This is a genomic window from Rheinheimera oceanensis (assembly GCF_018831085.1).
Taxonomy (GTDB): Bacteria; Pseudomonadota; Gammaproteobacteria; order Enterobacterales; family Alteromonadaceae; genus Alishewanella; species Alishewanella oceanensis.
On sequence record NZ_JAGPNM010000016.1, the window covers coordinates 20,943 to 40,273 of the forward strand.

Here is a 19,331-nt window from a genome sequence, read left to right on the forward strand (position 1 = left end):
GCTGGTGTTCAGGGGAATAGTTCACGCCAGAAAATTTGCCTTGGATTGCCACGAAAACGGCCAAACATAAATTCGGCAGTGGGGTTTTCGTCATAGCAATTAGGGTTGGTAGGATCGTCTGGGTTAACTGAACACCCACTTAACTTGCCTGACCAGTTATATTGCAGCCAGGCTGGCACAACATATTCCCCTTTAAGAGTTCCAATTGAATTTGGAGCTCGTAGCACAAAACTCTGTTGTGGTGTTTGACCTTGCTGTAACTTACTGGCGACTGCCACTGCGGTTACTCCGAAGTTGCCAGTGGTTGTAAGATTTGAAGTATTAATTAAGCTGCAACTATCCTGAGTATTAATCATAAAACGACTACCATTCCAATACTCTGCATTTAGTGATAGTGGCAAATTTTCATCCTCTGGACCATAAGCATTTTTCAGCATCATACGGCCATAACGAATGTCAGTAACTGCCAGTTGCTTAGCGGTACAATTATTAGCGGCTTTGCAATCTGTATCGGTGCTGACATTGGCATCCTGGTCTGCGATTTGAACACCATCTTTATCAAGCGCCTGAACCGCAATTGCCAGTTGCAGATATGGGCCATCCTCTTTCGGAAAGACTTCACGTTTAAACCGTAACGCTGGGGCCAGATAACTAAAAACGCCCCGGTCCCATGTTGGGCTGACAGTGCCAGCTAAACGTCCGGTAAGTGGAATACCATTATTGTTATTCTCAGCCTGTAACAACGCAGTGGCACTGGCAAACGCAGCAGTATAATTTTCTGTTTTTTGGTTCTGTATATTGCGGGCTGTAAGCGTAAAACCAGCAGCAAACGGTTGCTGCATATAACTGAAATTGTCGCATCCAGGTGTCAATGAACTATTAGACAATTCAAAGTTAGCCGGATAAAACCTTCCAATATAACCAGAACATACCTGCACCGACTGCCCCTGGAAACTCGCTGTCTTATCAAACTGTACAATCCCAACTTCGCTATAATTAACTCGTGCAGCATTGCTTATTGAGCTACCAGCACTAAAACTCAGATTGTCATCGTACTTTAACGTGCCGGCAACGCCACCATCAGCGGCAGCAGGCACCCTTAAATCTGGCTGTTGTTGGGCTAAAGACCAGGCAGGTAACCGAGGTGATACCGATGGCGCACTTAAATCCTGAAGCTGGCACTGATCCCATTGTCCATCGTTGTTAGTATCAATACCGGATTGCCAACTGACTGCTTGCAATGACAGGTTAAAATTGTCACCCGCAGCACGAAATGCCGGACCTGCTGCAGACGTAGCTCCATTATTACCATTAGCATGGGCGTATAAAGCCAGCGGGCGTACGATAAAAGGCAAACTAGTATCACTTCTTGCTAAAGAGGCGGTCAGTTCAGATCCATCTGGCGCGGTTACAGGCACATTCATATCGGCTCGCAGAGTGTAACTGCCCGCATCCTGTGACGTAATAACGAAATAGCCGTTACCCTGATTATCAAACTTCAGAGGCAGGGATCGGGCCGTATTCGCTGTGGTTAAAACTTGTTGATTGTTGCCACTACTTATTGTGATCTTATTATCTGCCAACCCGTTAGCAGCTACGGGCAGATTATACCTGAACTGCACATCCAGAGTTTTATCACGCACTGCTGCCTCACAAACGCCCGTTGTGCTATTGGCTCTAATCACTCTTAGCCGTTGCTGCTTGCTGTTGTGACCAATGTTAGACGGCTTGCCGGTTATTTGTGTTGGTATAGCCGATTTAGCATCATCAGTACTATCACCATCCAGTTGAATGCCAATATCAGTAAATGTCAGTTGGCAACTGCCTTCAACACCATTTCTAAAACAGCGGGTAGAATTTTGAGCGGTTGGCGTACTGCCATCTATTTTTACGTCAACGCTACCTGCATTACTACTTCTAAGCGCTAAATCAAACTGTCCACCGCTGCCATTAAATGTCGGGCCGCTTTGGCTGTAACCAGCTCCACCGACCCAACCTGCAGCCGGTGACATCGTTAACGAAACAGCGCCAGCAAAACGCTCAGAGCAGTCATTGTTAGCACATGCCAATACTCTGACAGGCTCGGCAGCACAGGTTAAGCCTGTACCGCTGTGAGAAATACGAAAGTGGTTAATTCCCCGTCTGATTGGGTTCATCTTCACTGCGCATACCTGTACGTTATCTATTTCATGAATATCATTAGAGCCGCCAGTAGATCCCGTAAGCGTAAGCAACAAATCTTGTGGCACTGCCGCTTGTCCCGCACTTGTTAAAACATCCACCGGCCCGATCAGAGTTACAAAACCATTACCAGTATTACGGGCGATAGTAACCCATGAATGGGCAGGGTTCCGGCTATCTATAGTGATCCTGTAACGGTGAGCAGTTGAAGAGTTACCCGTGCGCACAGCAGGGGATAATGAATTAGTGCCGGAGATATATCTATAACCCGTTTGGCCAACGCCTGATCCCCGCAATGCAATAGCATTCTGACGAAAGCCCGGCCCTCCTAAGCGCCCCTCAGTTGGATTGGAGTAGTTACCAAAAGTATCAAGCCCAAGCCCGAGCCAACCACCGGCAAACCCAGGGCAATTCGGGCAATCGGTGCCAGAACCTTTCTGTGCATAGCCAAGAGAACCACCAAAAGCACCTGGTTCAGGGGTTATATTGCCATCTGAAAACACCACGACCATGCCGTCAGCACCATTACCGCCGTAGGCATAAAAATCATACTCTAATGTAACCAGATTACCTTCTGACGGAAACAGGCGTTGCAGTGTCGTCGCTGTAGCAGCATTGGCAGTGTTATTCGTAATACGCAGTCTGCCATTTACTATACGAGGATTGCCAAAACTTCCACTTTTGTTGGTAACTGCCCAATTGTCACCTAAAATATCTCGTTGAAAATTATCTATAAAGCACTGTTCTGACGACTGCGAACAAAGTGTTGCCGGAGTGATTGCACCATATGTACATTGACCATAAATTGCGCTGTTGCCTTCTCCGACAATTCTTTGCCACGACGTACCAACGGTAACCGAGCCATAAACCGCAGAGTTTACCAGCTTGGTTTCCTGTAAAGCGTAACCGCTTTCGCCACTGATATTGCCATACACGGTGCTGCCATCGATCAAAACATTAAACCTGGCCTGAATATTCCCGTTAAACTCAGCACCGTCTCTAATGATCACATTATTTGCGCCGCCAATAATGTTGGCAGTTATATTGCCACCGATAATTTCAACCCGATCTGCGGCGCACCCTGAACCCAGTTGAGGCGAGGTTTTAATATCACCGGCCAGCATGGTGGTATTGGTCAACACAATGTTATTACACACCGATTCAAGGCCACCACTTAAGGTACCGCCAGAAATTTGAATACCGCTACTGCCGGAGACACCATTTTGCAAGGTACTGTTTGTCGCTGTGACTTTATTTGAACTGCTTGTCACTCTGCCCGCTATGCTACTACCGGTTATACTTACGTCACTGTTTGCTGTAACCGTACCCGATACCGTTACATTGGTCAGCACAACGCCATTAGTGGCATTGATGTTGCCATTTACAGCCCCGCCGTTATGGTTGTATGTCGCATCGGTTTGTACATTGCCATGTACCGTAGAAGACGTGAGCCCAACAGCACCACTGGTAGTTTGTACATTGCCCCAAATCACGCTGTTAGCTGCAACCTCTACACTACCATAGGTTGCTTGCAGGTTAACCCTGTTACTATTCCGGCCGAGAGTAACATTAGTACCCAACTGGAAACCATTCGCAGCTACCAGTGTAATACTGCCGGCAGAAGCACTAATAATATCATTGTTGTTAAGCGTTACCCGGCCATTGCCGTTACAGGTATAAGTGGTGCCGCTCACACTCCAACTGGTGCTACAAGGCGGTCTGCTGTTTGCTGCCATAGTGTAAGTTGCAGCCTGAATCGGCAGAGCTATCACTAATAGCAGCAGTAATAGCTTCATTTGCGTACCTCTATCTGTACTGTGCGGCTGGTAGTAAACTCGTTTGCTGTGCACTCGCTACGGCTGCTCAGCCAAAACATGTCTGGGTAGGCATTGCAGTTTACGATAACCCGACAGCCGTTCAGTGCTGTATCGCTAAAATTCACCGGGTTACTGATCCCAGCAGGGCAGGACGTAGCGGCTGGGGCACCAAGCGGAAACAATTGTGTCAACGCTAACTCCAATCCACTTTGCGCTGCAAAAAATGCTCTGGTGCCCTGCACTTCATATACTACGGTTTCACTACTGCTGACTAGCAGGCGCGACAAACCCACTGCCAGCGCCAGCATAACAACAATAACAAAAACGGCGATAACCAGCGCACTGCCGCGCTGCTTTTTATAGTTAAGGTACATTGGGAATATGCACCTCGTAGTTAAAAAACATATCGGCATTGCCACCATAGCCAAACTGCAAAAAGATATTCACCACCGAGTTGCGGGTAAGAGTGGGGTTGTCTACTGAAAATACTGGAGGCATAAACACTGGTGCCCCAGAGTTAGAGTTAAATGTAAGTACCAACCCTTCCGCCATTAATACGCCATTACGATATATTTTGGCATCAGAGCCCATTCGCATAGCACAATATCTCACTTCATCCCCTGCAATATAAAAGCGTTGTTCCGGCGATTGATGTGAAAACTGAAAACTATCACTAAAACTGAGTTTAAAATGCGCAGTATCACTATCTATAAGCTCTATCTTGTTTATCACTACGGCTTTACCGGGGCCTTGTCCCGTTAAGGCAAAGTCTGCGGGTTTAGTAGGATAAACAACCAGTAAAGTGCCACTATCTGCATTGGTTAGTCCAGGGCTGATAACCTCTATGCTAGTATCCTTTTCTGTATGGGGTAGCTTGGTATAAATACCACTGAATAATATTGGCCGAAATATCAGGCAAGTTCTTGCAAGAGACCCCGTGGACTCTTCAGCAATACTATTGGGCACGGCATTGCGCAACTCGCGTACCATCCGCTCAGCCACAAAGCGGCTTTGGCCCAGCACCTGCTCACGCTCGGCGGCGTCGCTATACATACGGGCGCCCAGGCCAATATAGCTGCTAATACCCAGCGCCAGTATCGCCAGCACTACCAGAGTAATCACCAGTTCGACCAATGTGAAGCCACGGCAACGCATTACCAGTTTCCTTTGTAAGCAACAAAGCGGATATCACCACCGCTGGGAGGAATAACGGTGATGGTAATTTTTTTCACCGTGTTGGCAGGCAAAGCCGGCGTGAAATCGTCAGCGGCATAGGCTACCGCCACCTCTACCCGGTAACTGCGATAACGGGCAGCAATACTCTCATTTAAAATATTCCTCAGTACTAAATCGCCGGTAATGCCCATACCGTTAAAGTCATCAACATCATCATACAAGGTGCGGTCAGCTTCTTCACGACCTAATAAACAGCTGATACCACTTTCACCACAACGCACCAGGCTGCCACTTCGGCTGCTATTTTCATCAAAAGACTTGCCCAGTATTTCATTCATCAAGCTATGACCCAGCTCGGCAGCACGTACCTGATGCCAGGGATCAGCGCTTTTAATAAATAACGGGCCTAATACCGAGGTAATAATACTTAAGCTAATGGCCAGCACAACTATGCCTACAATCAGCTCTATTAAGGTAACGCCGCGGCTATATTTCAGGCTGGGTTTTAGCATGGGTGAATATAGCCTTCTTCCTCAATGCAAATACTCAGTGTAATTGCACCGTCAAAACTAATACGACACTCATTACCATTGCCGCACTGCCGCACACCGCTATCATTCAAAGGCACACCTAATGCACTGAATGACAAAGGAAACAATCCGGAAGGTTGCGTTTGCATGCTGATATTATCACGGCTGGCGATACAAAGATGGGTGGCATTGTTCTGACAAGTATTACTTATGCCCATGCGATCTGACATCAGCTGCAATTCGGCTTGTGTGCATGTTGGGGAGGTACACTGCATAGCCTGTATTTGCACTCGGCGCAGTATATTCAGTGCCTGGTCGCGGTATAAATATTCCGACGTACCAGAGGCATCAAAAAAACGGGGTACTACGCTAACAGCGAGTACCCCGATTAATACCAGCACCACAATAAGCTCAATTAGGGTAAAGCCGCGGTGCTGTAATTTCATAAATAGTTACCGTAGCTTAGCAGCCAGTAACAGTAGTGGTAATTACCGGCTTTTGGCCTGCACCGGCTGACTGAACATAACTCACCTGACACGCGCCAGTTGATGGTGTGTAATTTAACGGTGTAATAATAACAGTACCGGCAGTATCATCATCAAATGCCCATTCAGCACTGCTAAGCTCAGCCGCAATTACTAGCGCGGCTTCAGTGGCAACAGGATATCCATTTAGTAACTCCGCAGCAGTATTATCACAAGCCCCCGCGTTTGGCCTTGCCACTACTGCACCGGCCGCAGTTAAACATGATGAACCATTTTGTAAACCTGCAATAATCGCTTTGCCATAGGTTAAAGCACCGGCTGAGCTAAGCGCGCCTTTAACAGCAGTTAAAGTAGAAGTTCTGGCGTCTTTGGAGAAATCCAAAAACTTTGGTGCCGCTGTTACAGCCAAAATACCCAGAATAACGATAACAATAATTAATTCAATTAATGTAAAGCCTTGGTTGCGTTTCATAAGTGCCCTTAATTTATGGTTTATTGAGAAATACTGTCACTGCACCAGTAGATGGGTTATAAGAAAAACCATTACTGGTCAGATTATCTGTTGGCGCTGCGGCTAACCCTGCAGTTTGATGATAAACGCAAGTTGGTGCAGCATAACGCACAAAAAAGTAATTATTAGTACCGAAAGTAGCGTTTGCAGTAGGAGCATTCTGCAGAATACGTGTCAGTACTTCAATACAAGCGTTAGCATCAACACTTCCAAGTCTAGTATCGGCAGAACGAGCTCCTGTAGGATATCCACGAACCGTACTGCCCGGATCACCATTAACACCGACTTCAATACCATCTATCAACACAAAAGTACCATTGTCTGCTGGTGTAGCATTGTTACCTACTGGACGGCCTGCCACTTCCCATTGAGCTCTTACTAAACCAACAGCCGCAGCAAAACCTCCGGCAACTCCTTCAACGGACGCATCTTCGGCTTGTGCGGTAACATTTAAAAACCGCGGTAAGGCGGTTGCGGCCAGTAATCCCAGAATAATAATTACTATAACCAGTTCTATCAGGGTAAAACCTGTTTGTTTTTTCATAGTTAAATCTCCGGTGTCCTTGTTGTAGTTAGTATATCGCTAATATTCGCAATTACATCCCCATATAGCCCACAATTGTTAAAACATTAACCCGTGTTACCCTTGTAAGCATTGAGCATATCCCACATTGGTGTAAAGATACCCAATGCAAGAATCAGTACCATTACCGCTACAATCGCGATAAGAATAGGTTCAATCTTTGCCGTCAGGCTCTTTAAATCAAAAGCGACTTCACGCTCATAAAAACCGGCTACTTCGCCAAGCATATCGTCCATGGCACCGGTTTCTTCGCCCACGGCGATCATTTGTAATACCAGGGGCGTAAACAGCCCGCTTTGCTGGCTTGCCCGCAATAAGCTTTCGCCGCGCTCGATATTGCGCCGCATATCACGAATCTTCTCGCCCATATATTCATTGTCTACCGCATCGGCAACCAGTGTTAGTGCGCTGGTCATGGGTACACCGGCTTTTAGCATCATGCCAAAACTACGGGCAAAACGGCCCAGCGTAGCGCGGTAAATAACATTGCCGATAATAGGAAACACCAGCCGCCAGCGGCCCCAGGCAACCCGGCCTTTGTCAGTTTTAATATAACTGCGAAAGCCAAGCGTGGCACCAACTGCAGCAAAAATAATTAACGGCCAGTAGGCGACAAAAAATGCCGAACTGGCCAGCAAAGCTTTGGTAGACCAGGGTAGTTCTGCATTAAAGCGGGCAAACATATTGGCAAATTGCGGAATAACCGCCAGGTTAAGAATAAACATAGCCACTACCAGTGCTATCAGCACAAAAAACGGATAACGGGTGGCTTGTTTAATTTGTTTGCGGGTTTCCAGCTCTTGCTCAAAATAATAATTCAGTTGTAAAAAGGCTTCATCCAGGCGGCCGGTGTTTTCACCTACGTGCACTATGCTAACCATTAAGCGGCTAAATACTTTGGGGTGTTCGGCCAGCGCTACCGATAAGCTGCGGCCATTTTCCAGTTGGCCAACCAGTTCACCCAGTACTTTTTGCAAACGCTTAGAACTGGTACTTTGTGCCAGGCCTTCAATAGCCCGTACTATCGGAATACCGGCTTTCATCAGTGAATACATCTGGCGGGAAAACAGAATTAAATCGGTTAGCGATACTTTAGCCTGCCATAACTCTAACTGAGCAATTGATACATTACTTTGTTCTGCCTGGCGCTGAATAGTTAACGGAATAAAACTGCGCCGGCGCAGTAAATCGGCGGCTGCGCCCTCGCTGCCAGCCTCTATCTGGCCACTAACAGCATTGCCGTTACTATCGCGCGCAGTGTATACAAAGTTAGCCATGGTGCTTAAGCCTCCACAGTGGCGAGGCTTTCGGTGTCAAGGTATTCCGACACCCTTATTACTTCGTCCAGGCTGGTAATGCCTTGCTGCGCATAATGTAATGCCATAGTACCCAGGCTGACAAAACCTTCGCTGTGATGCGCCAGATGGGCAAAACCGGCCGTGTCGTTGCGGCGCAGTGCATCGGCCAGCGGTTTGGTAATAAGCAACAGTTCAAACACGCCTAAGCGGCCTTTGTAACCACTGTGATTACATGACTGACACCCCCTGGCATGCCAGTAAGACGCGCTGGTGTCTGCTTTATGATGGCGTAACCAGCTGCTTTCCAGCTCGTCCGGCTGATAGGGTTGTTTGCAGTAGTCGCATAAACGCCGTACCAGGCGCTGCGCCACTATAGCGCGCAGTGCCGACGCAACCAGATAGGGCGCAGCGCCCATATCAATTAAACGCAAGGTACTGGTTACGGCATCGTTGGTGTGTAGCGTAGATAACACTAAATGGCCGGTTAAAGCACCGCGCAGGCCCATTTCTGCAGTTTCCTGATCGCGCATTTCACCCACCATAATAATGTCGGGGTCTTGCCGTAAGGTGGTGCGCAGCACATTGCTGAAACTCAAGCCAATTTTATGGTTAACCTGCACCTGGTTAATCCGGGGTAAACGGTATTCTACCGGATCTTCCACGGTGATAATTTTACTGCCGGCCTGGTTAAGTTCACTTAACAAGCCGTACAAGGTGGTGGTTTTCCCCGAGCCTGTAGGGCCGGTTACCAGTATCATGCCGTGCGGGCTTTTAATAATACGCCGCAACTTACTCAGCAGCGGCGCTGGCATACCGGTTTCTTCCAGTTGCAGCAAACCGGCTGACTGATCAAGTAAACGCATTACCACCGATTCGCCATATTGCACCGGCATAGTAGAAATACGCACATCTATCTGATGTTTTTTAACATTAATCTGAAAACGGCCGTCTTGCGGCATCCGTTTTTCTGAGATATCCAGATTTGCCATTAATTTAAGCCGCAGCACCAGTGCAGAGGCAATACTGACCTCGTTCAGGATATTTTCCTGCAGCACACCATCAACCCGCTGGCGAATTCGCAGTACCTTCTCGTCCGGCTCGATATGAATATCCGACGCCTTTACCTGCACGGCATCTTCAAACACCGACTGCAGCAGCTTAGCAATGGTGTTGTCGGCATCGGCTTGTTCATCCAGGACATTCAGTTCAAGGTTGGTGTCGGCACCGTGCTCGGCTTTGAGCTGGGTAGCAAAACTTTCAATTTCTTTGGTACGCCGGTACAGGGTGTCGAAAGCTTCAATCAGCTGGCTTTCCCGCACTACGGCCAGGGCTACCTCTTTTGGCGCCAGCAACCGGGCAATCTGATCCAGGGCGGCTAAATCTGCCGGGTCGCTCATACCCAGCAGTACGGTATCGCCGTTGTCTTCCAGCACCAGTGCCCTGAAACGCCGCGCCTGCACCTCAGGCAATAACTGTACTGCTTCTGGATTTATCTGTTTTTGCGCAATATCAAGAAAGGGTACATTCAGCTGCTGTGCCAAAAACCGCAGCAGTTGCACCTCTGTCAAAAATTTCAGCTCAGTAAGGGTAGACCCCAGCTTACGGCCGGTTTCCTGCTGCCGCGCCAGCGCCTGCTGTAACTGGTCCGGCGAGATGATACCTTCGTCAACCAGTAAATCACCCAGGCGCATTTTTAAACGAGGTCTTTGCATAAGGCTACTCTGTGGCTACCAAACGTTGTTGAATATAAGTTTTGCTCTGCACTGACAAGTTGTCACCCCATTGCAACGCGTTAAGATAGTACTGATGCGCCTCTGCCGGGCGTTCTAATGCCTCCAGCGACACTGCACCGCCAAGCCACCATTTGCCCAGTTGCGGCTGCAGACGGCTTAGCTCAGCAAACCAGTCAAATGCCTGCTGATGCTGCCCAAGTTGTTGTAGCGCTGTAGCTTTAAGGCCGTAATAATCGGGGTGTAATGCCACAGCAAAACCGGCCGGTAGTAAGGCTTCTGTCTGTAGCCATTGCTGGCGGCTGGCGGCAGCCTGGGCCAGCATCAGTTGGATGTCGGCATCTATAATACCCTGCGTTTTTGCCTGCAATAAACTGGCCTCGGCCTGTTGCGGCTGGCCCAACTGTAACCAAAGCCGGGCTTGTGCCAGATAAACCACGGCATCCTGCGGGGCTGACTGCTGTAACTGTTGCCAGTATCGCAGTGCCTGCTGCGGCTGCCCGGCCTGCGTTGCGGCCAGTGCCTGCTGGCGCAGTTTAGCCTGTTGCTGCGCTGCTGTGGGCTCACGGCTGGTTACGCTTAAACTGCTGCCTGCTTTAGCCGCAGGTGGTACTGGTAGCTGTGCAACTTTAGGGCGTTGCGGCGCAGGTGCAGCAGTATCATCCGGTTCAGTTCGCTGTTGCTCGGGTTGTGCTGCAATCTCAGCCACGTCTGCCACTGCCTGAACAGGCAACTCTGGTGGTGCAATAATAGTTGTTGCTGTACTTTCTGCTGTGGCGCTGTGCGCTGACGCTGCGCTTGGTAGCGATGCAAGGCTGTCTGTTGGCTCAGGGCTGGCTGATATAGCTATTTCGGCCGCTATTACCGGCTCTGCTGGCAGCTGTTGTGCTATCGGTTCCGGCACAGCTATGGCCAGATCGGCCGTTGGCATAACAGTACTGCGGCTTAATACCGCGTAAATAGCAAAGCACAGTAAGCCAAACGTCAGTAGCAGTAACACCGTTAACCACAAAGGCTGGCCGTGCTGGCGTGCAATAATCTGATTTGCACTGGCAGCGCTGTTGTTACGCTGATCTAAGTCGCGCAGCATTTTATTAATTACACTCATGCGCCACCTGCCAGCTTTAACAGCCCGGTTTGCGATGCCGCAGCAACACACGCCAGCGCCAGTAAGCCTGAACTACCGGCATACCACCACCAGCTTTTAGGTTTGGCGGTTACATCTTCGGTATCCATTGCCGCCAGCTTTACATGACGCAGTGCGGCGTAAGGCTTACCCTCACCAAAAGCCAGCAGTAATGCTTTGTGCGCCAGCACATTTACCAGCCTGGGTACGCCCCGGCTGTATCGGGCCAGCGCGTTTAAGGCAAAGCGGCTGAAAAGCGCATGGCTGCATCCGGCCTGCTGTATACGCAAAGAGATATAAGCGCTAATCTGGCTTTTGCTCATTAAAGCCAGATTAGCGGAAAAGGTAATGCGCTGCCGCAACTGCCGAAAACGATAACCGGCCAGTTTTTTATTCAGCTCTGGCTGGGCAAACAGCACCACTTGCAGCAGTTTGCGTGTTTCTGTTTCCAGATTGGTTAACAGCCGCAGTGCCTCCAGCGTTTCATCCGGCAGTGCCTGAGCTTCGTCAATTAATACTATGGCTTTTTTGCCTTGCGCAGCCAATAACAATAACTGGCGTTGCAGCAACTGTAGTAGTTGTGGCGGCTCTATATTGGCAGAGTGTTTCAGGCCCAGCTCTAATGCCAGCGCCCAGCGTAATTCCAGCGGCGTAAGGCAAGGGTCCGGTATATACGCCAGTTGCCAGTCGGGTTCGGTTTGTTGCAAAAGCTTGCGGCACAGCAGGGTTTTACCACTGCCTACTTCACCAGATACTTTAATAAAACCTTCGCCGGCACACAGCGCCGTTTTCAGCACGGCCAGCACATCCTGATGCTGCTCAAGCGGCACAAAGAATGTGGTATCCGGTGTTAAACCGAATGGCATCCGGCTAAGCTGAAAATGCTGCAGGTACATAGTTAATTACCCTGTGCCCATCCGGATACCAGTTGCGAAGACTGCTGAATTTGCTGCTGCCACACGCCTTCGGTAACCACGGTTGGTTTTAGCAGTATTACCAGCTCTTTCTTTTTTTCCACTTTGTTGATGTTGGTAAATAATTTACCCAGCAACGGAATAGCGCTTAATACCGGCGTACGCGACTCGTTGTCGGTGGTTACTGTTTGCATTAAGCCGCCTATTACCACTATTTCACCACTACGGGCGCGGATAATAGTGTCAGACTCGCGGATATTACTCTGGGCCAGCGGCAACACTATTTGCTCGTTGCTAAAGCGGATAGTTTTATTTTGCTCGGCCGTTTCTGTAACAGAAGGGTGAACATGCAGAATAACACTACCGTTTTGATCAATCTGCGGCGTAACATCCAGTGCTATACCAGAGAAAAAGGGTTGTAAATCGATAGACGGCGAGCTGATGGTACCGCCTACTGTCGCTGTAGTTTCACTGCTGACATTGGTAACAAAATATTCGTCCTGCCCTACTTTAATAACCGCTTTCTGGTTATTCATGGCAGTAACCCGCGGGCTGGACAACACCTGGGTATTGCCCTGGGTTTCCAACAGGTTAATCACGCCGTTAAAGTCGGCATTGTTAAAACTGATTGCAGTTACACCACCCAGTGAGCTGCTAATAGCATTGCTGGTAACACCGGCGCTGGTAGTAAAGTTAAAGTTGGTGCTGCGCAGGTTCATCATGGCATTTTGCCAGTTAATGCCCTGCTGATATTCGTCATTCAGCGTTACTTCTATAATTTTTGCCTCCAGCACCACCTGGCGCTGCAAGTGCTGCTCTGACTGGCCGAGGTAAGCCTTTACCGCAGCAATTTCGTCTGGCATACCGCGCACGGTTACCAAACCGGCTTGTGGTGTTACCACAACCATACGCTCTGGTCCGGTTCCTAACACTGTACTGACGGCTTTTTCCAGATCTTTCCAGAAATCGGTTTTGCTTTCACTTTGAATAGTGCTGCCGTTAAATTGCTGCTGCCCATATTGCGACTGGTTTTGATTGCTATAATCGCCCTGATTGAAATTGCCCTGCGACGAGCGATTGTTTCTGTTGTTCTGCCCGTTCTGATTATTCTGGTTGTCCTGAGATACGCCACCAGAGTTTACCGCCACAGAAGAAAACCCCTGGCGCTGCATCATTAAATAGTTAACCGCTATGCTTTCTGTGCGCAGGCCAGCCGGATATATTTTATATATCAGCCCTTGCTGGCGGACATCAAAACCATACAGTTGCTGCACTATTGCCATAGTTTCCGGCAGCGTTACCTGTTTTAGCTGCAGATTAATTTCGCCACTTACGCCGGGGTGCATCACCACACTGTATGGTGTATCTGCGACCAGAGACTGGAAAAAGTCATTCAGCCCGGCATTGGCAGCCGCTACATCAAAGCGTGGCAGCTCTGGCTGTACCGGAGTATAGCTGCTGCTAAGCAAGTCCTGCGTTACAGCCAGCGGCACCGGTGCTGCAGTGGCACGGGCCGGAGCCTGCTGGGCAGCCGCTTGCTGCAATTCGCGCTGAGCGCCTTGTGGTACATCACTTTGCTGAAAAGCCTGACACCCGGTTAATAAAATGCTGCCGCACAGCCACCCTAATTTATTCACTGGCTTATTCTTCATCTTGTTTTATCGCCGTATTAACTAAACGCAGTATTTGCCGTTCGCCATTTAAATCCAATACAACATGATCAGCTGCAATATCATGCAGTTGATATTGCCTTATTTTTTCACCTTTACGCAGCAGGTTGCCGTTTATTACGGCAATACGGCCGTTTGCGGTTTGTTTTATCAATTGTAAAGACAACGCCTGCGGTTGTACTGCCGTGTCTGCTGTTGCCTTAGCCGCCAGCCAGGATGGCGCTGGCCGGGTAGGATCTGCCAGCACCTTAACGCTTAGCAACAACAGACTATAAACGAATAAAGTCTTCATACTCACTCACTGTAATAAGTGTCAGGGTCAGCTCTGCCTGCGGATACTCAATAACCTGATAATTCAGCGCAGACCAGTTCAGCAACCAGGGCAATTGTTCCATGCGTTGCAATGCCCTGAACAAATCAGTGTAGCCTCCGGCAACTACCAGTGTTGTGCTATGTTGAAATAACATAGCCGGGTCATCCGGTTGCTGCCCTTGTAAGCGCACAGCTTTAGGTGGCGATGTCAGCAGGCTTTTTAGCTGTACACCTTTACTGCTTTGTAAAATGTTACGCAACAGCGTTACCATTTGCTCTGCACCGATAAAATGGCTGGCACTTTGGCGGATACGTTCATTCAACTGTTGTTGCTGCTGTTCAAGGTTACTTATACGCTCACGGTAGTCCTGGTTTAAATCAGTGCTGAGCTGGGCCAGCAATACCCCGGCCTGTTGTTGTGCGTCCTGTAACTGCTGGCTGGCTTTAACCTGCAGTGCCCGGGTCTGTACAGTTTTATGCCACAAGGGTTCCAGTACATAAATTACACTAAGCCACAGCAGTAATAATAAGCTGCCGAAGAACAGCAGCGATTTTTCGCGCCGCTGTAGCTGGCTGAAACGATCTGACAGCAGTTGCCACTGGCTCACAGCGTTTCTCCTTTTTGCGCCATCAAAACAAAGCTGACTGCCGTTGTATCCGGCACCTGCAGCATGCTCACCTGGCTAAAGCGCTGGCCTTTAAAATAGCCAAGTTGCTGTAACCCTTCGAGCCACAACGTAATACTGGCCGGTTGTAACGTAACACCGCTAAAGCTGCTGCTGGCCTGCTGCAGGGTGAAATTGGTTAACCATAACTCGGCCAGATCAACCTGCTGTAAATGCTGCAACACCGGGCTATAAAACTGGCTGGCCTGCTGCTGTTGTTCAGCCAGATAATTCAGCAGTTGCTGCTTTTGCGCCACAGCATACTCAGCCTGCTGATGCTGTTTTACCAGGGCTTCGTCTGGCTTGCGCTGGGCTAACGCCTGCTGATACAAATTGGTTTGCTGCAGTTGTTGCTGCAACTGCAATTCAGTCTCGGCCAGCGCAGCAGCCGCCTGTTGCTGTTGCTGTGACAACAGCAGCCCCCCCAACACGACTACCGCAGTTATTGCAGCGGCACTGCCAACCAGGCGTTGCAGGCTTAACCGTTCACGCACCGGATACAGCCTTGGCTGATATAAGTTTACCTGTTGTTTAATATGACCGGTTCTGGCAACAGCACTGGCAGCCGCCAGCGCCGGCCAGTTATGCAGCAAATCGTCCTGATTTACCGCAGCGGCAGGCTGTACCGGATGTAATGGCTCTACGCGGCTAAACCCGCTTTGGGCAAACAACTCACATACCAGTTCGGTTTGGGCCATCAATACACGGATATCGCGTACCGGCGGTTGTTTTAACTGGCTTTCGAAATAATCCATTGAGCGCTGTAATTCAAGCAGCAAGCGCTCCAGCGTGCCCTCACGCAACTCTGTTTCTGAATTAAGATGTAAATGGCTGAAACCACGGGTACGGCGGGAGAAATACAGCTGACCATCGCGGATGATCTGAATTAACATTTCCTGCTCGGGCTGGTGCACCACCAACATCGTGGCCTGCACAGATACCGGCAAAATATGGCTGAGTAGCCATTCTTCGGGCTGGATAGAGCTAACACTAAGGCCTGCGGCGTCAACCACTGCGGTTAATTGTTTTAACCAGGCATAGCTGCATACAACTACATTAATTTTTGCCTGCTGAGAATTACCAGGCAGGTCAATATAATCCAGCACCATGTCTTCCGGCGCTATGGTAACCAAATCTTTTATCTGCCAGGGCAAAGCCTGCTGTAATTCATGTTCGGCCAGTGCCGGTTTATCCAGTTGCACCAGTTGGTAATGCTCGGCAGACAGCACCAGATGCAAAGCACTGCCCGCTGGCACCGACCGCAATGCCCCCTGCAAGCTATCCTGCCAGTTACCCGCTTTGTAACTGAACGTCTGGCTTTGTTTAAGCTCAGTACCTTGCAATATTACAAGCCGGATGCTGGCAGTTGCCAGGTGTATTGCAACAACCGTGTCTGAATTGCCCGCTGCCGGGCTAAGCCGCTTTATTATTTTTCTCAGCATAGCGATGCCATGATCTCCTTATATGCAGCTATACTAGCGGCTATTCCGTTAACTGTCATTATTTCATACTGTTATGCAATCAGCTGAAGTTACCGCTTTACCTGTTCTGGCTTGCTGGCAACAAATCCATCAGCCGCTGTTACTTCAGCATCAGCTTGAGCTATGGGTTTATCAGCTAAATACTGCTATTCCACAATTGTCTGGCAATAAATGGCTAAAATTAAAATATCATATTGCCCAGGCACAACAGCTGCAAAAAGCCGGTTTTCTGACCTTCGGCGGCGCCTTTTCTAATCATTTAGCCGCGGTAGCTGCTATGTGTCATTTTCATGGCCTGCAAAGTCTGGCTTATGTCCGTGCCGATCAGCTCGACAAACATAATCCTACTCTGGCATTTTGCCTGCAACACGGCATGCAAATTCAGTTACTTAACCGTGAACAATATCGTCTGCGTAACGATGCCGACTTTCTGCAGCAATTGCAACAGCAGCATCAGCATTTTCTAATAGTACCTGAAGGCGGCTCTTCTACAGCAGGTGCCCGCGGAGTGGCCGAGCTGGCGCTGGATTTAACACCTAACGGTGCTGCCAGTCATGTGATTTGTGCTGCCGCCAGCGGCGGTACTGTAGCAGGTATCATTAATAGCTCAGGCTGCAAGGTGTTGGGGATAGCTGTAGTAAAAGATCCGTCTTTACCAGCACGTATTAGGCAATTGCTGCACAGCAGTGATAAACAACACTGGTCATTAAACACTGATTTTTGCGGCGCAGGCTACGCCAGGTTTGATGATAACACCATGCAGTTTTGCCGTGAGATGGCGCAGCAACAACTGTATCTGGAGCCCATTTATACCGGCAAAGCTCTGGCAGGTGTATTTGCCCTGATTAAACAGGGTTATTTCCCCCCCGGCAGCCGTCTTAGTTTCTTTCATACCGGTGGCCTGCAAGGTTTAGCCGGGTTGCACTACCGTAAACTCATTACTACAGCTGACTTTGCGTTATTATCTGGTTCAGCGGCTGGCTAAAATAAAATCCCTGCCCGCCAGCAATACCCAGTTTTTGCAATACCTGCCATTCAGCTTCAAGCTCAACACCGGTCGCCAATACCCGGATACTCTTACCGGCATAGCTGGCTATTAAACCCCGGACAAATAATTGCTGCTCCAGGTGCTGATCGATATTTCGCACCACTGAAGGATGTAGTTTCACCGACTCCAGTGGCAATTCATCCAGATAAACGGCGTTATCAATCACCAGCCCTACCTGATCAATAATCAGGGCGAAACCCAGAGTATGTAATTTAATTAAATTCTTACGCAGCTGTTTATAGTGTTTCAGCAGATGATGTTCGCTTATCTCCAGTGCCAGGATATCCGGCTCTAACTGACCGGAAAGTACCATATGATCTAACCACTGCCACCATTGCGGCTCAAGTAAAGCCTGAATACTGATATTTACACTACAACGGCTATTCTTGCCCATGTCTGCGGCGCAAAGCTTGGCTGTTTTAATAAGGACATGCTGGTCTATCTGGCTTGATAAACCGCAATTATGCGCCATAGGCAAAAATATGGCGGCCGGGATCTGGCCGTTATCACTACTTTGCAGTCTTACCAGCACTTCATGCTGGATAATTTCACCATCATGCCAGGAGAAAACCGGCTGAAAACTTAATGCAAAGCGCTGCTCCTGCAAAGCTTTATTAAGTTCAGAGCGCCACCAGACAGAACCTTTTGCCTGTGGTTTGTCACTTTGCAAAATAAAACCAAAAGCCGCGTTCGGGCCATGCAACTGCGCCGTTTTCAACGCCATATCTGCTTCAGACAAAATCTGATACGACGTTTGCTCACGCTGATATTCAGCATAACCAATGTGCAGTACATCCTGCCCGGCACAATCGGCAAAACAACTGGCCCGGCTTAACAGTACAGCCATCCGATCACCCAGTTTTTCCATTTCTTTACCGTTCAGACCGGCAATTAGCATGACCAAATCCGTATCGGACAAACGCGCAATAACAGTATCAGCATAGCTGGCAGCAATACCATTAAGCACATCAACACAACCTTTCAGCCGGCTTACCTGTTTAATACCAGCCCGGCTGATTTCAGGATGTGACAACTGAATAATATACACAGCGCCAGACCCCACTTCAGACTGATCGCTGAGATAATGCTGCAACTTGCTTTCAAAAAATACCCGGTTGCCAACGGCCAGCTCGTGATCAATCAGTCCCTGCACCCTTACCAAATGCCGTACTTCCTGATCCCGCTTCAGCAAATGTGTAACCTGATTAGCCACTTTAGCCAAAGCAGCTGAAGGTGAATCATCCCGGGATGCTTTAAGCTCCAGTTTGTCTTCCAGCAACATAACAGCCGAGCGTAACTTATCAGCATCAGCCATATAGGTTTTTTGTGCCTGAATACTAAACCAGAGCGTAAGTGCACCACAGCTAAGCAGTACAATATTAACGCTAATATATAATAAAACAGCGGACGCTATCGGTTGAGCAGCCAGCATTAAAGCATTGATAAGCACAGCGCCAGTCAAAAGCGCCGCAAGCTGCATCCAGACAGAAGACGAATGTAATTTAGGTGTGCGGGCCAAGGGCAACTCCTTTTGAACCTTGTCACAATGCTATAGCTTAGCAGCTGAGTTGCCGATTAATATAGAGAAATAATCTTAACAAAGCAAAAAGCCCGACTCTTTCGAGACGGGCTTTGCTTGAATTGGGAGGCTGCGGGGCTGGCCATCCAGCGGTGAACTAGCGCAGTATCAATAAAAAACCCTTCGCTTTCACGAAGGGTCTGTTTATTTGGGAGCCTGGCGGTGAACTACTCTCGCATGGCGAATGCCACACTACCATCGTCGCAGCTGCGTTTCACTTCTGAG

General features: G+C 48.9%; 17 protein-coding genes. 1 reads left to right on the forward strand and 16 read right to left on the reverse strand.

The annotated features are described in order from the left end of the window. Window positions 1–8 precede the first annotated feature (8 nt). From J3B89_RS20090 to J3B89_RS20160, 15 genes are all read right to left on the reverse strand, one after another. Window positions 9–3,977, reverse strand: coding sequence for a DUF8613 domain-containing protein (locus tag J3B89_RS20090; RefSeq protein WP_215399422.1), 3,969 nt, complete (start codon window positions 3,975–3,977; stop codon window positions 9–11). Further along, window positions 3,974–4,372, reverse strand: coding sequence for a PilX N-terminal domain-containing pilus assembly protein (locus J3B89_RS20095; protein WP_215399423.1), 399 nt, complete (start codon window positions 4,370–4,372; stop codon window positions 3,974–3,976). Before J3B89_RS20095 ends, J3B89_RS20090 begins: the two co-directional genes overlap by 4 nt. Further along, window positions 4,362–5,153 (reverse strand): PilW family protein, encoded by a 792-nt coding sequence (locus J3B89_RS20100; protein WP_215399424.1) that lies wholly within the window; start codon window positions 5,151–5,153, stop codon window positions 4,362–4,364. Before J3B89_RS20100 ends, J3B89_RS20095 begins: the two co-directional genes overlap by 11 nt. Beyond that, window positions 5,153–5,686 (reverse strand): type IV pilus modification PilV family protein, encoded by a 534-nt coding sequence (locus tag J3B89_RS20105; protein WP_215399425.1) that lies wholly within the window; start codon window positions 5,684–5,686, stop codon window positions 5,153–5,155. The genes J3B89_RS20100 and J3B89_RS20105 overlap by 1 nt, the downstream gene beginning before the upstream one ends. Continuing rightward, a complete protein-coding gene (locus J3B89_RS21430; RefSeq protein WP_215399426.1) occupies window positions 5,680–6,150 on the reverse strand; it encodes a type II secretion system protein in 471 nt (156 codons plus the stop codon). The genes J3B89_RS20105 and J3B89_RS21430 overlap by 7 nt, the downstream gene beginning before the upstream one ends. Before the next feature lie 16 nt (window positions 6,151–6,166). Beyond that, window positions 6,167–6,661 carry a prepilin-type N-terminal cleavage/methylation domain-containing protein gene (locus tag J3B89_RS21435; RefSeq protein WP_215399427.1) on the reverse strand — a complete coding sequence of 165 codons (495 nt, stop codon included), beginning with the start codon at window positions 6,659–6,661 and terminating at the stop codon, window positions 6,167–6,169. Window positions 6,662–6,674: 13 nt separating this feature from the next. Continuing rightward, the gene (locus J3B89_RS21440; RefSeq protein WP_215399428.1) at window positions 6,675–7,244 is read right to left on the reverse strand and encodes a prepilin-type N-terminal cleavage/methylation domain-containing protein; all 570 of its coding nucleotides are present in this window, start codon (window positions 7,242–7,244) and stop codon (window positions 6,675–6,677) included. A gap of 86 nt (window positions 7,245–7,330) precedes the next feature. Continuing rightward, window positions 7,331–8,560: a type II secretion system F family protein gene (locus J3B89_RS20125; RefSeq protein WP_215399429.1), complete on the reverse strand. Its 1,230-nt coding sequence runs from the start codon at window positions 8,558–8,560 to the stop codon at window positions 7,331–7,333. 5 nt (window positions 8,561–8,565) lie between these two features. Further along, the gene (locus J3B89_RS20130; RefSeq protein WP_215399430.1) at window positions 8,566–10,293 is read right to left on the reverse strand and encodes a GspE/PulE family protein; all 1,728 of its coding nucleotides are present in this window, start codon (window positions 10,291–10,293) and stop codon (window positions 8,566–8,568) included. Between the two features lie 4 nt (window positions 10,294–10,297). Continuing rightward, entirely contained in the window at window positions 10,298–11,419 is a 1,122-nt protein-coding gene (locus J3B89_RS20135) for a tetratricopeptide repeat protein (protein WP_215399431.1), read from the reverse strand. Continuing rightward, window positions 11,416–12,333: an ExeA family protein gene (locus J3B89_RS20140; RefSeq protein ID WP_215399432.1), complete on the reverse strand. Its 918-nt coding sequence runs from the start codon at window positions 12,331–12,333 to the stop codon at window positions 11,416–11,418. Before J3B89_RS20140 ends, J3B89_RS20135 begins: the two co-directional genes overlap by 4 nt. A gap of 2 nt (window positions 12,334–12,335) precedes the next feature. Continuing rightward, complete coding sequence (mshL, locus tag J3B89_RS20145) at window positions 12,336–13,988, reverse strand: pilus (MSHA type) biogenesis protein MshL (protein WP_349814242.1); 1,653 nt, start codon at window positions 13,986–13,988, stop codon at window positions 12,336–12,338. Window positions 13,989–13,992: 4 nt separating this feature from the next. Next, window positions 13,993–14,313: a general secretion pathway protein GspB gene (locus J3B89_RS20150; RefSeq protein WP_215399434.1), complete on the reverse strand. Its 321-nt coding sequence runs from the start codon at window positions 14,311–14,313 to the stop codon at window positions 13,993–13,995. Then, the gene (locus J3B89_RS20155) at window positions 14,291–14,941 is read right to left on the reverse strand and encodes a hypothetical protein (protein ID WP_215399435.1); all 651 of its coding nucleotides are present in this window, start codon (window positions 14,939–14,941) and stop codon (window positions 14,291–14,293) included. The genes J3B89_RS20150 and J3B89_RS20155 overlap by 23 nt, the downstream gene beginning before the upstream one ends. Then, the gene (locus J3B89_RS20160; protein WP_215399436.1) at window positions 14,938–16,440 is read right to left on the reverse strand and encodes a PilN domain-containing protein; all 1,503 of its coding nucleotides are present in this window, start codon (window positions 16,438–16,440) and stop codon (window positions 14,938–14,940) included. The genes J3B89_RS20155 and J3B89_RS20160 overlap by 4 nt, the downstream gene beginning before the upstream one ends. Before the next feature lie 73 nt (window positions 16,441–16,513). On the opposite strand from J3B89_RS20160, the gene J3B89_RS20165 reads away from it, so the two are divergent. Next, window positions 16,514–17,464: a 1-aminocyclopropane-1-carboxylate deaminase/D-cysteine desulfhydrase gene (locus J3B89_RS20165; protein WP_215399437.1), complete on the forward strand. Its 951-nt coding sequence runs from the start codon at window positions 16,514–16,516 to the stop codon at window positions 17,462–17,464. On the opposite strand, the gene J3B89_RS20170 is transcribed toward J3B89_RS20165, so the two are convergent. Further along, window positions 17,421–19,046 (reverse strand): EAL domain-containing protein, encoded by a 1,626-nt coding sequence (locus J3B89_RS20170; RefSeq protein ID WP_251372601.1) that lies wholly within the window; start codon window positions 19,044–19,046, stop codon window positions 17,421–17,423. The two genes, J3B89_RS20165 and J3B89_RS20170, sit on opposite strands and share 44 nt — an antisense overlap. Between the last annotated feature and the right edge of the window lie 285 nt (window positions 19,047–19,331).

Bases quoted from the DNA above. Each gene is read 5' to 3' on its own strand.
- J3B89_RS20135 (WP_215399431.1), bottom strand. From the start codon at position 11,419: ATGAGTGTAATTAATAAAATGCTGCGCGACTTAGATCAGCGTAACAAC.
- J3B89_RS20090 (WP_215399422.1), bottom strand. From the start codon at position 3,977: ATGAAGCTATTACTGCTGCTATTAGTGATAGCTCTGCCGATTCAGGCT.
- J3B89_RS20130 (WP_215399430.1), bottom strand. From the start codon at position 10,293: ATGCAAAGACCTCGTTTAAAAATGCGCCTGGGTGATTTACTGGTTGAC.
- J3B89_RS20160 (WP_215399436.1), bottom strand. From the start codon at position 16,440: ATGCTGAGAAAAATAATAAAGCGGCTTAGCCCGGCAGCGGGCAATTCA.
- J3B89_RS20150 (WP_215399434.1), bottom strand. From the start codon at position 14,313: ATGAAGACTTTATTCGTTTATAGTCTGTTGTTGCTAAGCGTTAAGGTG.
- J3B89_RS21435 (WP_215399427.1), bottom strand. From the start codon at position 6,661: ATGAAACGCAACCAAGGCTTTACATTAATTGAATTAATTATTGTTATC.
- J3B89_RS20165 (WP_215399437.1), top strand. From the start codon at position 16,514: ATGCAATCAGCTGAAGTTACCGCTTTACCTGTTCTGGCTTGCTGGCAA.
- J3B89_RS20100 (WP_215399424.1), bottom strand. From the start codon at position 5,153: ATGCGTTGCCGTGGCTTCACATTGGTCGAACTGGTGATTACTCTGGTA.
- J3B89_RS20140 (WP_215399432.1), bottom strand. From the start codon at position 12,333: ATGTACCTGCAGCATTTTCAGCTTAGCCGGATGCCATTCGGTTTAACA.
- J3B89_RS20105 (WP_215399425.1), bottom strand. From the start codon at position 5,686: ATGCTAAAACCCAGCCTGAAATATAGCCGCGGCGTTACCTTAATAGAG.
- J3B89_RS21430 (WP_215399426.1), bottom strand. From the start codon at position 6,150: ATGAAATTACAGCACCGCGGCTTTACCCTAATTGAGCTTATTGTGGTG.
- J3B89_RS21440 (WP_215399428.1), bottom strand. From the start codon at position 7,244: ATGAAAAAACAAACAGGTTTTACCCTGATAGAACTGGTTATAGTAATT.
- J3B89_RS20125 (WP_215399429.1), bottom strand. From the start codon at position 8,560: ATGGCTAACTTTGTATACACTGCGCGCGATAGTAACGGCAATGCTGTT.
- J3B89_RS20095 (WP_215399423.1), bottom strand. From the start codon at position 4,372: ATGTACCTTAACTATAAAAAGCAGCGCGGCAGTGCGCTGGTTATCGCC.